The organism is Klebsiella sp. CN_Kp097 (assembly GCF_040064495.1).
GTDB lineage: Bacteria > Pseudomonadota > Gammaproteobacteria > Enterobacterales > Enterobacteriaceae > Klebsiella > Klebsiella aerogenes.
Genome location: NZ_JBEAIL010000005.1, coordinates 361,258 through 374,038 on the forward strand (window position 1 = coordinate 361,258; position 12,781 = coordinate 374,038).

The 12,781-nt window shown below is 52.1% G+C and carries 13 protein-coding genes; 10 read left to right on the top strand and 3 right to left on the bottom strand.

Going from position 1 to position 12,781, the window contains the following annotated elements; genetic code table 11:
* Positions 1-95 precede the first annotated feature (95 nt).
* Genes vgrG through ABLV07_RS08430 form a run of 6 tightly spaced genes read left to right on the top strand, consistent with a single transcriptional unit; the run spans position 96 to position 7,791 of the window.
* A complete protein-coding gene (gene vgrG / locus ABLV07_RS08405; RefSeq protein ID WP_348853428.1) occupies positions 96-2,606 on the top strand; it encodes a type VI secretion system tip protein VgrG in 2,511 nt (836 codons plus the stop codon).
* Entirely contained in the window at positions 2,606-4,747 is a 2,142-nt protein-coding gene (locus tag ABLV07_RS08410) for a hypothetical protein (RefSeq protein ID WP_020079174.1), read from the top strand. Before vgrG ends, ABLV07_RS08410 begins: the two co-directional genes overlap by 1 nt.
* A 9-nt stretch (positions 4,748-4,756) precedes the next feature.
* On the top strand, positions 4,757-5,452 hold the full coding sequence (locus ABLV07_RS08415) for a hypothetical protein (RefSeq protein WP_020079173.1): 696 nt from the start codon (positions 4,757-4,759) through the stop codon (positions 5,450-5,452).
* Between the two features lie 2 nt (positions 5,453-5,454).
* Entirely contained in the window at positions 5,455-6,141 is a 687-nt protein-coding gene (locus ABLV07_RS08420) for a hypothetical protein (protein ID WP_045411907.1), read from the top strand.
* Between the two features lie 13 nt (positions 6,142-6,154).
* Positions 6,155-6,412 (top strand): PAAR domain-containing protein, encoded by a 258-nt coding sequence (locus ABLV07_RS08425; RefSeq protein WP_026612353.1) that lies wholly within the window; start codon positions 6,155-6,157, stop codon positions 6,410-6,412.
* Entirely contained in the window at positions 6,412-7,791 is a 1,380-nt protein-coding gene (locus ABLV07_RS08430) for a hypothetical protein (RefSeq protein ID WP_020079171.1), read from the top strand. The genes ABLV07_RS08425 and ABLV07_RS08430 overlap by 1 nt, the downstream gene beginning before the upstream one ends.
* A gap of 96 nt (positions 7,792-7,887) precedes the next feature.
* Here the strand turns inward: ABLV07_RS08430 and ABLV07_RS08435 are convergent, their stop codons facing one another.
* Positions 7,888-8,010 (bottom strand): small membrane protein, encoded by a 123-nt coding sequence (locus ABLV07_RS08435; protein WP_015367255.1) that lies wholly within the window; start codon positions 8,008-8,010, stop codon positions 7,888-7,890.
* A gap of 265 nt (positions 8,011-8,275) precedes the next feature.
* Here ABLV07_RS08435 and ABLV07_RS08440 point away from each other — a divergent pair, with 265 nt between their 5' ends.
* Together ABLV07_RS08440 and agp are read left to right on the top strand one after the other, a co-directional pair.
* Positions 8,276-8,500, top strand: coding sequence for a hypothetical protein (locus ABLV07_RS08440; RefSeq protein ID WP_015704988.1), 225 nt, complete (start codon positions 8,276-8,278; stop codon positions 8,498-8,500).
* A gap of 442 nt (positions 8,501-8,942) precedes the next feature.
* Complete coding sequence (gene agp / locus ABLV07_RS08445) at positions 8,943-10,190, top strand: bifunctional glucose-1-phosphatase/inositol phosphatase (RefSeq protein WP_015704989.1); 1,248 nt, start codon at positions 8,943-8,945, stop codon at positions 10,188-10,190.
* 66 nt (positions 10,191-10,256) lie between these two features.
* Here the strand turns inward: agp and ABLV07_RS08450 are convergent, their stop codons facing one another.
* Together ABLV07_RS08450 and wrbA are read right to left on the bottom strand one after the other, a co-directional pair.
* Positions 10,257-10,484, bottom strand: coding sequence for a YccJ family protein (locus ABLV07_RS08450; protein WP_015367252.1), 228 nt, complete (start codon positions 10,482-10,484; stop codon positions 10,257-10,259).
* A gap of 20 nt (positions 10,485-10,504) precedes the next feature.
* Positions 10,505-11,101, bottom strand: coding sequence for an NAD(P)H:quinone oxidoreductase (wrbA, locus tag ABLV07_RS08455; RefSeq protein WP_015367251.1), 597 nt, complete (start codon positions 11,099-11,101; stop codon positions 10,505-10,507).
* Positions 11,102-11,492: 391 nt separating this feature from the next.
* Here wrbA and ABLV07_RS08460 point away from each other — a divergent pair, with 391 nt between their 5' ends.
* Both ABLV07_RS08460 and ABLV07_RS08465 read left to right on the top strand, forming a co-directional pair.
* Positions 11,493-11,666 (top strand): general stress protein, encoded by a 174-nt coding sequence (locus ABLV07_RS08460; RefSeq protein WP_015367250.1) that lies wholly within the window; start codon positions 11,493-11,495, stop codon positions 11,664-11,666.
* Positions 11,667-11,823: 157 nt separating this feature from the next.
* On the top strand, positions 11,824-12,750 hold the full coding sequence (locus tag ABLV07_RS08465) for a DMT family transporter (protein ID WP_020079169.1): 927 nt from the start codon (positions 11,824-11,826) through the stop codon (positions 12,748-12,750).
* The last annotated feature ends 31 nt before the right edge of the window (positions 12,751-12,781 follow it).

A 12,781-nucleotide genomic window follows, 5' to 3' on the forward strand; every position in this document is an offset into this window, starting at 1 on the left:
TTATATATTGTGGGATAATAAACTTATATTTTAATTTTGTGTTGCTGGGCGTATTATTTTTGGTCAGTGCTGTTTTATCAAAAGGATATTTGGTTATGACAGAACAAACTAAAATAATTCAATTACAGGATACATTAAACCGTTATTTGCTTTACTTTCCGCGAAGCAAAAGTACGGCTGTCGATGTGCATTCTTTTATAGGCGAAGAGACGCTCAGCAAACCGTATCGTTATACCATCCGTTTTACCAGTGCCGATAACAATATTCCGGCCGGAGCTGTTCTCAATCAGATCGCGCGGTTTTATCTTCGGGCGCCTAATCCGAACGCGCGTTGGCAGAACGAGGCAGCCTGGGTGCCGGTACGTCAGATTAACGGCGTTATAACACAATTTACCCGCCTGAAGTCGTCCTCAGATGAGGCGCTATATGAGTGCGTGCTGGAGCATGAGCTTGCGCTGCTGGATAAAAATTATCGCTCAGCGGTGTATACGGATGTCACCGTGCCGGAAGTTGTTACGCAACTCATGAAAAATAGCGGCTACTTCAAAGGGTATAATATCGATTTCGACAGGCTGAGTTACACCTATCCTCGAAGGGAAATGATTATTCAGTGGAAAGAAACGGATCTGCAGTTTATTCGTCGGCTGTTGGCTGAAATTGGCATCTGGTTTCGTTTTGAGAATCACCATAAGGTTCAGACGGAAACCGTGGTGATTTTTGCTGACTCTGACTGTCGATACATTTACCGCGATAAAAAACTCCCCTACGTCCGCTATTCCGGGATGACCAGCTATGACGAGTATGTGACCGATCTGGAAGAGCAGCACTCGCTGATTCCTGAACAGGTATTAGTACGCACCTACAACTATCGCGATCCGTATTCTCCACAAGCTATTAAAACCATTATCAATAATGATATCCCGGAGGGGATTACGTCCGGGGGAGAGTATCACTACGCCGATCATTACCTCGCAGACGGCGATTTTCACGCAACAGAAGCTGAGACGGCCACGTTTTACGCCCGCCTACGCTATGAACGTCTACTGAATGAGCAGAGCCGGCTCAGTGCAACAACCAGCGATCCGGAGCTGCGGCCTGGCGTTATGTTTCACCTTACTGGGCCGGTACCAGACGGCTTCAAACCGGGTTTTTTGATTACCACCATGACGATTACGGGCAGTCGAGCCCGGCATTATCACGCGCAGCTCGCCGGCATTCCGTATCTTTCAGGATACAACTTTCGACCGGAGTATCTGTCGCGACCTGTCATTGCCGGTACGGTGCCCGCGCGGGTGGCCTCTATCGGAAGGGATAAAACGTATGCCGGGGTGGATGCCAGGGGGCGTTACTGCGTGAAGTTTGATTTTGATCTCAATGAAAAACGCAGCGGCTTTGAAAGCGCACTCGTCCGGCTGGGCAGGCCTTACGCCGGCGACACTTACGGTTTTCATTTTCCGTTGCTGGATGGGACGGAAGTTGCCATTGCCTTTGAAGGTGGCGACCCGGACAGGCCTTTCATTGCGCATGTGATGCATGACGGCGCTCGCCCCGATCTGGTCACAAACCGTAATGATACCCGCAATATTATCCGCACGGCAGCGCTGAACAAAATCCGTCTGGAGGACCGCCGGGGTAAGGAGCATATCAAGATTTCGACGGAGCACGGCAAGGGGCAACTCAATCTGGGCCACCTTGTCGATGCGGAAGGAAAAAAACGCGGGGAAGGGCTGGAGGCCCGTACCGATGACTGGATGGCTTTGCGTGCGGCAAAGGGGGTGATGATCACCACGCAAGCGCAGCCGCGGGCCCAGGGGCAGCAGTTGGATATGACCGCCGCGATTACGCAACTGGAAAAAGCGCTCTCGCTGGCAATGACATTGCAACAAAGCGCACTAACGGCCGGCGCCAGTAATGTGGATACCGATCGGCAAAATATGCTCGGCCAGACGCTGAATAGACTCAGCGGTGCAGCTCTGCTGACCTATGGCGGGCAAGGACAGGCGCATGTGACCCCGGAAAGTCTGCAACTGTCCGCCGGACAGGATGTGATTACGACGGCAGGTCGTCACGCCAGTATGAACGTGATGAAGAAATTCTCGCTGGCCGTGGGCGAAAAACTCTCATTGTTTGCCCGCAAGCTAGGTATTCAGATGGTTGCCGGCGCCGGGGATATCACCACGCAGGCGCAGCGCGGCGCCATACATATGCTCTCTCAGCAGGATTTTACGCTAACCAGTACGGACGGGAGACTGCATGGCAGCGCCAAACAGGGCATACAACTGGTGTGCGGAGGCGGCGGGATCCGTATCAGCCCTGATGGCCAGGTTGAGATTTTCTCTCCTGTCGGGGTCGATATTAAAGGGCCGAATCTCAGGTATCTGGGGCCAGAAAGCGCGCAGGTGCAAGCACCTGCCTTTGATAAAGGAACCTTTACGCGTCGCTATCAACTGCATGCTTCTGACGATCCGGAACAGGTTCTGGCGAATCGTCCTTTCAGGCTCAAGAGCTCAACCGGCGAAGTGCTCGAGGGCGAGACGGACAGCAATGGTTGCTCTCCATTGCTCGATTCGGCCGATCTTGATTCGTACAAACTGGAGGTACTGTAATGGCTGGCGAGAAAAAGAAGCCGTATTGCCCGCGTATTGTGTCTGAGAATGATGTGGGAGTGCATAAATCGCTGGGGCTGGAGGCGCAGACCTGCAGGGTTGGCATTCCCCGACCGATGCCGGGGATAGTGATTTTGGTCCATGGCGTGAACGACGTCGGCGAGGCGTACCAGAATCAGGAGAAGGGGATTATTGCCGGACTGAAGAAACGGCTTAATCGGCCGGATTTTTACGCCCACGAATGGAAAGACTACAGAATCACCGTTCCCGGCCGTTCCCCCATCATCCCGTTCTATTGGGGGTATAAGCCTGTCACGCGTGAAGAGTACATGGGCGATCAACAGCGTTACCGGAATGAGGTCAGCAAGCTACAAGACAGCGCGCACCTGCCGTTTGACGCTTACCAGGAAGATAACGCCGATAAGAAAGCTGAACTGGGTAACGATGGCAAAGGTAGGTTTAAGTACCAGAACGACAACTTTAAAAATGCCCTTGATGTTAACTTTGCCAAAGGGGGCGGGACGTTCGCGAACGCCACAACGAACATCCCGGATATGCTCGGACCGGGTGCGGGAGGGGTAGCGCTAGCCGCAGCTGGATTTAGCACGCTGTACATGAACGGCGGTGATTTTACGCACCCTATTTTCCCTAATCCACATCGTATTTATCAGTTTTTTGCCGCGCAACGTCTGGCCGATTTAATCCTGACAATCCGACGTGATCTGACGACGGCAAATGATGTAATTAACATCGTCGCGCATAGTCAGGGTACGATCATCACCATGCTGGCAAATATGCTGGTAAAACAGGCCGGATATGATCCAGTTAACTGTGTCATTTTGATCCATTCGCCGTATTCGCTGGAAGGGCGTCTGAGTGAAGATATTCAGCCCGGGCACCACCAGACGGATAACGCCCGGCAAACGACCTTTAAAAATTTTTGTGCGTTGATGGCAACTCAGTACAAAGGAGGTGAAATATCAGAAGCTAACCTGCTGGCAATGGAAGGGGCCTGTACGTTACGAAAAGCGTCAGATAGCCCACTGCGGCAGGATGAAAAGTACCGTCGGGACAATAATGGCAAGGTCTATAACTATTTCTGTCCAAACGATGGCACGGTATCGCTGAAGAATATTCAGGGAATTGGCTGGCGGGGGATCCCCAGGAACATAGCCAGTGCTATTCCCAATCTGTATCAACGGGTGTTCTATCAGCATGGGCAGACCGGAATCGCCCCGACCGGAAAGCCTTTTGAGTTACCGCCATCACACAAAGGGGATGCGGAATATAGCTCTCTCACCAACACGGCTTATACCGCGCATGATGTTGTCGTTAATGGAGAAGAACTGCCGCAGCCGTTCGTCTTTAAACTGCAGGGGCAGGATAACCATCCGGACAATGATCCGAAAACGAGCGATAAACCGTATACCGCGTATATCGATCCGGACAGTCCGGATGCCTATATCTCCTATTCAGCAAAAGCCTACGCTATCAAACGAACTCGCAGCGCCACCTATTCGCTTAGCCGTTACGCAAGCCTGAGTTGGCGCCCTGGCCATATTCTGACGGCGGATGAGCTGAAAATGGAAAGCTATGAGCGAAAGGTAGAAGTTATTCATGGTGAGGTCATTGGAACGAAAGACTTTTCTCAACTTACGCTGACATGGCTTAAACCTCGCGAAGAGCTTGAAAACGAATGGCAGAAAGCCGACCCGGTGGGTTACAGCCAGCACTCATCGATCGTTATGAGCGAATTTGCCCCATCCCATGCTATGGCGTTTGACCTGGCAATTGGTCCATGTCGTTCATTTGACTATAAAGCGGGTAAGTTCTGGGAAGATCTACTGCATCGTGCAGACTGGCGCGATCCTTTGAATAAATACCCTCAGGCTAAAGAATACTACCAGAATGGAAAGTTAAACCTTCAGGAAACGAAATTCTACATGAACAAGCCTGACGAGATATTGCCGAAAGGGGATTTTGGGGTAGTAAACGAATTTAACAATGCGACCAGGGTGAGGCCATCCCGCGACCTGGCTGCCGGTAATCAGGAAGTGGCAAACCTGCAGTGGGAGATGCCGAAACCCAAAAGTGACAGGGAACTGGGTATCGGAAACCAACGGTCAGCGCTCGATATCTAGGGAATATTTATGAAGCAGAGATACACATCAGGGACTGTTCTGGCGGCCATACTTATGGTCGTTGGATGTCAGGCGCAACAGCTGCCGACGCAGGTCATTTATCGTTTCGATGACCACCGTTATCTGGAGCTGAAAGGCTGGGATTGTGAGGGCGAACTCTGGTACACGGATACACTGAGGGGGATTCACACCGAACCAGTTAGCCAATTTTACAGAATATATACTAAAAAATTTATTCATCCGTCTGAGCGTTACATTGCGCTGCCAACTTGGGATTCCGCGGGGTTTATAGTGTCAAAGGACTACGGAAAAACGTGGTATCCATCCTCATTTGCTCCCAGAGAAAATGAGCCAAACGGTGATTCGTCCCCCCCATATGATGACCTTATCTCTTTCACCGTCGTCAACGATCAGGGTTTTTTGCAGACCAGGCACCGACTGTATATGTCGTCCAAACCGTTCGACGATCCACGTCTGGCGGCTGGTGGCCCGGGTATCCAATATGTCATTGAAGGGGAAACTCACACTATTACTCCGCAATCCCCGGGGCCTTCGTGGGGTATGGATTACATAACGAAGCAAGGACTTGAGAACGATACGGCAAAATTCCACACCAACTACCAGGGGCTACCCGACAGAGTACCCGAAGTAAAAGGCTATACCGGTTGGGATCATATGCGTTGTGATATGGATGCGGGGAGATAGCCATGAAAGGATTATTCACCGCTCTGGCGGCCATGCTTATGGCCGTTGGATGTCAGGCGCAACAGCCGCCGACGCAGGTTATTTATCGTTTCGATGACCACCGCTATCTGGAGCTGAAGGGGTGGGGCTGTGAAGGCGAACTCTGGTACACGGATACACTGAGGGGGATTCATACCGAGCCGGTAAGTCAGTTCTATCGAATTTTTACCAAAAAATTTATCCACCCTTCTGATCGCTATATTGCTATTCCTAACTGGGAAATAGATGGGTTTATTGTCTCGAAAGATAACGGTCAAACCTGGAGTCCTGTCGGATATTCGCCGGGTTATAACGAGCCGGATGGGATGAATTCTCCCCCTCGAGATGATGTTCTCTCTTTCACCGTCGTCAACGACCAGGGTTTTTTGCAGACGAAGCACCGACTGTATATGTCGTCCAAACCGTTCGACGATCCGCGTCTGGCGGCTGGTGGCCCGGGTATCCAATATGTCATTGAAGGGGAAACTCACACTATAACCCCCCAGTTTCCAGGTTGGTCATGGGGGATGGTTTATATGACCAAACAAGGACTTGAGAACGATACGGCAAAATTCCACACCAACTACCAGGGGCTCCCCGACAGAGTACCCGAAGTAAAAGGCTATACCGGTTGGGATCATATGCGTTGTGATATGGATGCAGGACGTTAAGGGAGCAAAAATAATGAAAGGTGTCATTAGGTTAAATGATCCGCTGGCGGGCGGAGGAAAAGTGATCACATCATCCGGTGCTGAATTTATGGGAACCCCTGTCACCCTGAAAGGTGACAAAGTTCAGTGTGCTACGCACAAAGGGACTTTCGATATTACTGAGTGCCACCCCTTTTGGACGATGAACGGTCGCGGTGTGGTGGTGGATGGCTGTAAAGCTGAATGTGGATGCGCGATACGAACGACGCTACAAACTGCGGGAGCGGTGTAATGGAATGGTGGCTATATTCTGAGCAGGAAGATATTCAGGATGAGATGCCTGTATTGGCTGTCGTGATGATTTATGTAGCGCTTATCGCGGTATGCCTGTTTATACAGGCGCTAGTCTGGCCTGCAAATAAACCTGTCACGTTTGAGTTCTTCATTCCTTCCGTTTTACTTCCTGCCTGTGTTTTGACCACGATATTGTTCTTCGTGAAGATGGTATTGAGTGCGACAGTGTGTTACGCAGAAATACGCAAATATATTGCCAAATCCTGGGAGGTGGAGCTTAAAACCTATGCCCGAAAAAATATCGCGCTAGCCGCCTGGACTGCTCTAACCCCTTTAGAACAGCCTGCGCTCAATATGCTGAAACTGGAAGGGGAGTTTCCGTTAGCGCCGAAAACCCCACTCAGGATAGAAATTGAAGATCTTTTCGAGCAGACCCGTAATGAGCAAATTTTCACGAAATTGCTTACCCCAATGGCTATGATGTTGAACGGTAATAATTACCGCGGAATTGAAATTATCGTCTGGGTACGTGGGGGAGATAACTTCTGTGTAGATGCATTGAGGAGGGTGCTGGAGCATCTGAATATCCCTAACGCCAACGCCTGTGAAATCGAATACCTTACCGAGTGTCCGGAGTACGGCATGGTGGATAAATGGATCGCTGCGCCCGATGACAACGTCATTAACCGAATCGTCATTACTGTCGATATGCATGAAGAAGATAGCGATTCTAAAAGCATGGAAAGCGCCTGTGCGTTTTTGTTCACTAATCACTATGTCAGAGGAGCAGGCGAAAAGCCGGTATATCTTTATCAGCCGATGTCCGGCGTTACTGATGTAGAAGAAAAGATGCCGGTCTATCTGGAGGTTGAGTCCGTTATTGCACCTAAAACACTGTGGTATACAGGATTGTCCAGAGTGGATAAATACCCATTATTGCAGGCGTTAGATGCAAAAAATCTGGCGTCAGAACGCCTGGATATGGAGGCCTCACTAGGGGAAAAGAGTGCCGGTTATCGATGGCTGGCTTTGGCGCTGGCTGCCGATGCCGTTAGATATGCGCAAGGCGAGCAGCTGGTGGCGACATCTGAAAATAACAAGTTTGCTATTACTTCCTTGTCTTCAAAGAAGACGAATTTACCCGACAAAGCTAAGTGGGGCCATACGATACCACCTGTTGTGCACAGCGTTATAGTATCGGGAGGCCTGATGATTTCGTGGCTGTTTTATAATGTGAGTTTTACGCCTAAACCTGAACATATCTCTACGCTGTGGATCGTGGCGAGTATAGCCATTCCTGCAATTATCGCTTTTGGCGTTGGTTTGTCATTGACTGTTTTAGCCGTCAATAAGGCATATCAACATATGGGGTATTGAGCTGAATCTTATTGTATAGACGGGAAGAAGCCGACCGTGAGATCGGCTTCTTCCCTGGTAATACGCAGCCCGGGTGTAAAGATTGGCAAAGTGAAGTTATTTCTTTTTTTTATCGGTTGGCAACTGACCGGCGCGACGTTCTTTGATGTAAGACACCAGGCTGTAAACGGCGACACCCAGTAGAGCGATCGCCACGATAAAGAGCAAGAAACCCGACATAAATTAACCTAATAATTTGTTTAAACAGAAGAAAAAATAACGCCTCACGAAGACGATAACATCGGGATGTTTCCGAAAGATGACCTAAAAGTGCCAAAGGCATCCAGCATGGCTCATTATGTTAAAATATTGATGGTGTTAATGTATTGTGACGCTATGTGCGCGCCTTAGCGTCTGATGTAACACTCCGTTAAGTCATTTTACAGACGGATGGGATTGCGGCTGTTACGCTAACCGTTGAATGAGAATTTTCTGAGAGTAATGCATGTTTAAAACAAGTCTCGCCGGCCTGCTTGCTTCGGCGCTTATGCTGACGGCTTTTGCCAGTTGGGCGCAGTCGGAAAGCCAACAGGTTCGCGAACGAATTGTCGAGCAGGTGTTAAAACCCTGCGAAGGTAAAAAGGCCGGGGATAAAGTGGTGATGGTCGACCGCCGGGGCGGTGAACATGAAGCGATTTGTACGCTGGCGGCGGTGCCATTACCGGAATAGGTAGCCGCTTTCGCCACTCCCTCTGCGACACTCATCCTGACTCTGTTTTATGCCTTCGGTAGCGGTTAAGATCATACCAACTGAGGTACTCGCGGGTTATGGCTTGCGCTTTATCCGGGCGACCTGCCGTTAATTTATTCACCATGCAGGCTGAAACTGCCGGTGTTGCGGCCTCAAATCCCCGGTGGCGCTGCCGCTTACCGGGGCTACAGTGCTTTGCGATTTGGTAGCCCGGAGAAGGCGCAACGCGCCGCGTCCGGGAAAACTCCTTAAGAAAGTTGCCAACCGATAACCGTATCTACGGTCCTGAATCTGCCGCTCCCGGCCATCTCTGAAGTGTTAAAAAAGCGACCGACGCCTCAGTTTGTGAGCCATTGCCCGCAAAAATGTCATAAATCCGTCACAATGATGGCGATGATAATAAATGACTGAGGATGAAGGGATGAAAAAAAGTCTACTCGCCGCCGCGGTGGCCGGGGCCGTATTGTTATCCGCCGGCGCCCAGGCGCAGGACGCCGTTGCGCCGGAAGGGTATCAACTGCAACAGGTGCTGATCATGAGCCGCCACAACCTGCGCGCGCCGCTGGCCAATAACGGCAGCGTACTTGAGCAGTCGACGCCGAAATCCTGGCCGCAGTGGGATGTGCCAGGCGGCCAGTTAACCACCAAAGGCGGCGTGCTGGAGGTCTATATGGGCCACTATATGCGTGAGTGGCTGGCGCAGCAGAAGCTGGTGACCAGCGGCGAATGCCCGCCGGAAAATGCCGTCTACGCCTACGCTAATAGCCTGCAGCGCACCGTCGCCACCGCGCAGTTCTTTATTACCGGCGCTTTCCCTGGCTGCGGGGTGCCTGTGCATCATCAACCGCAGATGGGAACGATGGATCCCACGTTCAACCCGGTCATTACTGACGATTCAGCCGAATTCGCGCAAAAAGCGGTGCAGGCAATGGAAAAAGAGCGTCAGGGGATGCAGCTCGCTGAGAGCTACAAGCTGCTGGAAGAGATGACCGACTATCGTAATTCGCCATCCTGTAAAGAAAAGCATGTCTGCTCGCTTAGCGACGGTAAAGATACCTTTAGCGCCAAATATCAGCAGGAGCCAGGTGTTTCCGGGCCGCTGAAGGTCGGTAACTCGCTGGTGGATGCCTTCACCCTGCAGTACTACGAAGGTTTTCCGAAGGATCAGGTGGCGTGGGGCGAAATTGCCAGCGATAAGCAGTGGCAGGTGCTGTCAAAGCTGAAAAATGGCTATCAGGATAGTCTGTTTACTTCCGCGGAAGTGGCGCGCAACGTCGCTAAGCCGCTGGTTAAATATATCGATAATGCGCTGGTGGGCGATGGCGCCGCTAAGGCGAAAGTGACGCTGCTGGTCGGGCATGATTCCAACATCGCTTCGCTGCTGACGGCGCTGGACTTTAAACCCTACCAGTTACCCGGCCAGTATGAGCGCACCCCCATCGGCGGCAAGCTGCTGTTCCAGCGCTGGCACGATAGCGGCAGCAATCGCGATTTAATGAAGATTGAGTATGTCTATCAAAGCACTGAACAGCTGCGCAACGCGGATGCTTTGAGCCTGCAATCTCCACCGCAGCGGGTCACGCTGGCGCTTAACGGTTGTCCGGTTGATGACCAGGGATTCTGCCCGTTGGAGACGTTCAAAAAGGTCATGAACGAGGCGGCAAAATAAAACAAAAAACCCGGAGTAGTCCGGGTGATGAATGAGCGCGGGCGCAATGCCCGCGCAATTGCGCTATCAGACGTTTTTACGTTCGATGGTCTGTTCGCCCCAGAAGAGGCTGTCTTTATCGGTTTTGGCGAAAGCTCGCGACAGCACCTCATCGCTGCCTTCTTCCCAAATTTTCTCCGCCAGCTTTTCATCGTAATTCGCGAGTTCGAAAATGGCTTCGGCGATTTCCAAAGAGGTATTACGTAAGCTTGCCCATTCGCCCACGTGGTGGGCCTTCGCTTCTTGATTCGGCATGCAACTCCTCCTGTTGAAGGTTAGCCGTGTAATTTCACAGCTACATTGGCGACGTGCTCACCCTGGTAGCGAGCGATAGCCAGCTCTTCCTGGCTTGGCTGACGGGAGCCGTCGCCACCTGCGATGGTGGTTGCGCCATATGGCGTGCCGCCGCGCACCTGGGAGACATCAAACAGCTCCTGCGCGCCGTAGCCAATCGGCACAATGATCATCCCATGATGGGCAAGGGTAGTCCAGGTTGAGGTAATTGTCTGCTCCTGGCCGCCGCCGGTACCGGTTGAACTAAAGACGCTGGCGACTTTGCCATACAGCGCGCCGGAAGCCCACAGGCCGCCGGTCTGATCCAGGAAGGTGCGCATCTGTCCCGACATATTGCCGAAACGGGTAGGGGTACCAAAGATGATGGCATCATACTCCGCCAGTTCCTGCGGTGTGGCGACGGGCGCATTTTGTGTTTTCCCGCCTGCTTTGGCAAACGCTTCAGCCTGCATAGTTTCCGGCACGCGCTTCACAACCACCTCAACGCCGTCAACTTTATTTGCCCCTTCGGCAACGGCATGAGCCATGGTTTCGATGTGTCCATACATGGAATAATAAAGCACCAGAATTTTAGCCATTTGCATCACTCCTCGGTTGCGTAATTGTCCAGCCAAGCGACTGGCTATCTATAAAGATAAGACCTGTGGCGCAGAGTGCAAATCCAACAAACATTTGTTTGATTTATAACAAAATGGCAAAGATTAATTTGCAACATGCCTCGTAGCAAATAGATACATTTTGCGCAGGGCTGATTTCAGCTGTAAGAAGAAATGCTTAGCGGTTGCGATCGCGGCTGGCGTCTGGTTTTGACGATTAAATGTTGCGGAATGTGACTATTTGCTTGGGGAATGAGTTTCATTTACTACGCTTATAAGCACGCGATGCATAATGGCCATGCCATATGCCGCGGGGGCTTAGGCCCAGAACTCACCTAATGCAATATGATGTCAAACCCAATGGAGGTCAGTAATGGCAAACCATCGTGGCGGTTCCGGCAATTTTGCCGAAGATCGTGCCAGAGCATCAGAAGCAGGTCGTAAAGGTGGCCAGCACAGCGGGGGGAACTTTAAAAACGATCCTCAACGCGCCTCGGAAGCTGGCAAAAAAGGGGGTAAAAATAGTCACGGCAATCGCAATAGCTAGCCGGGACTGTCTTTTATGATGCGGTGTTAATCTCCCCCGACCCTGCCGCATCACCCTCGCCGCCGACGTATGTCGGCGGTTTTTTTGTCTATGGGTGTTGCTTTTGGCCTGAAGCGCCTGCGAAACTGGTTAGCTATTTATTGCTATTGGTCGCCTCATGTCTTCGCTCAAACTCTCGATAACGCCGCAGGAACTGATCCTGATTGTGATCACCATGTTCTGGGGCGGTACCTTTCTTGCCGTACAGTACGCCGTGAACTTTAGCGGGCCGTTTTTCTTCGTCGGCCTGCGCTTTGCCACCGCCGCGCTGGCGGTGGCGCTACTGTCGCTGCGTACGTTACGCGGCCTGACCTGGCTTGAGGTTAAGGCCGGTGTGGCGATCGGCGTGGCGATTGCGCTCGGCTACAGCCTGCAAACCTGGGGCTTACAGTCCATCTCCAGCAGTAAATCGGCGTTTATTACCGCCATGTATGTACCGCTGGTGCCGCTGTTGCAGTGGCTGTGTCTTGGGCGCATGCCTGGCGTCATGTCCTGCGTGGGCATCGTGTTGGCGTTTATCGGGTTGATCCTGCTGGCGGGGCCGGAAAACAATCTGCTGGCTTTGGGGATTGGCGAAATGATTACCCTGGCAAGCGCGGTGGCTATCGCTGCCGAAATCATTTTAATCAGCGCGTGGGCGCGTCAGGTCGATGTGCGCCGGGTGACGGTGGTACAGCTGGCGACTGCCTCGCTGGTGGCTTTTGCCGCGATGGGGCCGGCTGGGGAGTCTATCCCGCCGATGCGCCCGGAACTGCTGGCCGTCGCGCTGGGACTGGGGATTTTCAGCGCCATTATTCAGGTCACCATGAACTGGGCGCAGCGTAGCGTATCGCCGACGCGGGCGACGCTGATTTACACCGGCGAGCCGGTTTGGGCTGGCGTGTTTGGTCGTATCGCCGGCGAGCGTCTGCCGCTGTTGGCGCTGGTGGGCTGTCTGTTTATTCTCGCCGGAGTGCTGGTCAGCGAGCTGAAGTGGAAGAAAAAATCGCGGCCGCAGATTGCGGCAGAGGAAGCGCCAGAACTTGCGGATCGGCGCGAGCCCTAATTATGGCCCCGGCGCGCGTCGCCGGGGCGAA

Coding starts and splice junctions, on each gene's coding strand:
- vgrG (WP_348853428.1), top strand. CDS start 96: ATGACAGAACAAACTAAAATAATTCAATTACAGGATACATTAAACCGT.
- ABLV07_RS08410 (WP_020079174.1), top strand. CDS start 2,606: ATGGCTGGCGAGAAAAAGAAGCCGTATTGCCCGCGTATTGTGTCTGAG.
- ABLV07_RS08415 (WP_020079173.1), top strand. CDS start 4,757: ATGAAGCAGAGATACACATCAGGGACTGTTCTGGCGGCCATACTTATG.
- ABLV07_RS08420 (WP_045411907.1), top strand. CDS start 5,455: ATGAAAGGATTATTCACCGCTCTGGCGGCCATGCTTATGGCCGTTGGA.
- ABLV07_RS08425 (WP_026612353.1), top strand. CDS start 6,155: ATGAAAGGTGTCATTAGGTTAAATGATCCGCTGGCGGGCGGAGGAAAA.
- ABLV07_RS08430 (WP_020079171.1), top strand. CDS start 6,412: ATGGAATGGTGGCTATATTCTGAGCAGGAAGATATTCAGGATGAGATG.
- ABLV07_RS08435 (WP_015367255.1), bottom strand. CDS start 8,010: ATGTCGGGTTTCTTGCTCTTTATCGTGGCGATCGCTCTACTGGGTGTC.
- ABLV07_RS08440 (WP_015704988.1), top strand. CDS start 8,276: ATGTTTAAAACAAGTCTCGCCGGCCTGCTTGCTTCGGCGCTTATGCTG.
- agp (WP_015704989.1), top strand. CDS start 8,943: ATGAAAAAAAGTCTACTCGCCGCCGCGGTGGCCGGGGCCGTATTGTTA.
- ABLV07_RS08450 (WP_015367252.1), bottom strand. CDS start 10,484: ATGCCGAATCAAGAAGCGAAGGCCCACCACGTGGGCGAATGGGCAAGC.
- wrbA (WP_015367251.1), bottom strand. CDS start 11,101: ATGGCTAAAATTCTGGTGCTTTATTATTCCATGTATGGACACATCGAA.
- ABLV07_RS08460 (WP_015367250.1), top strand. CDS start 11,493: ATGGCAAACCATCGTGGCGGTTCCGGCAATTTTGCCGAAGATCGTGCC.
- ABLV07_RS08465 (WP_020079169.1), top strand. CDS start 11,824: ATGTCTTCGCTCAAACTCTCGATAACGCCGCAGGAACTGATCCTGATT.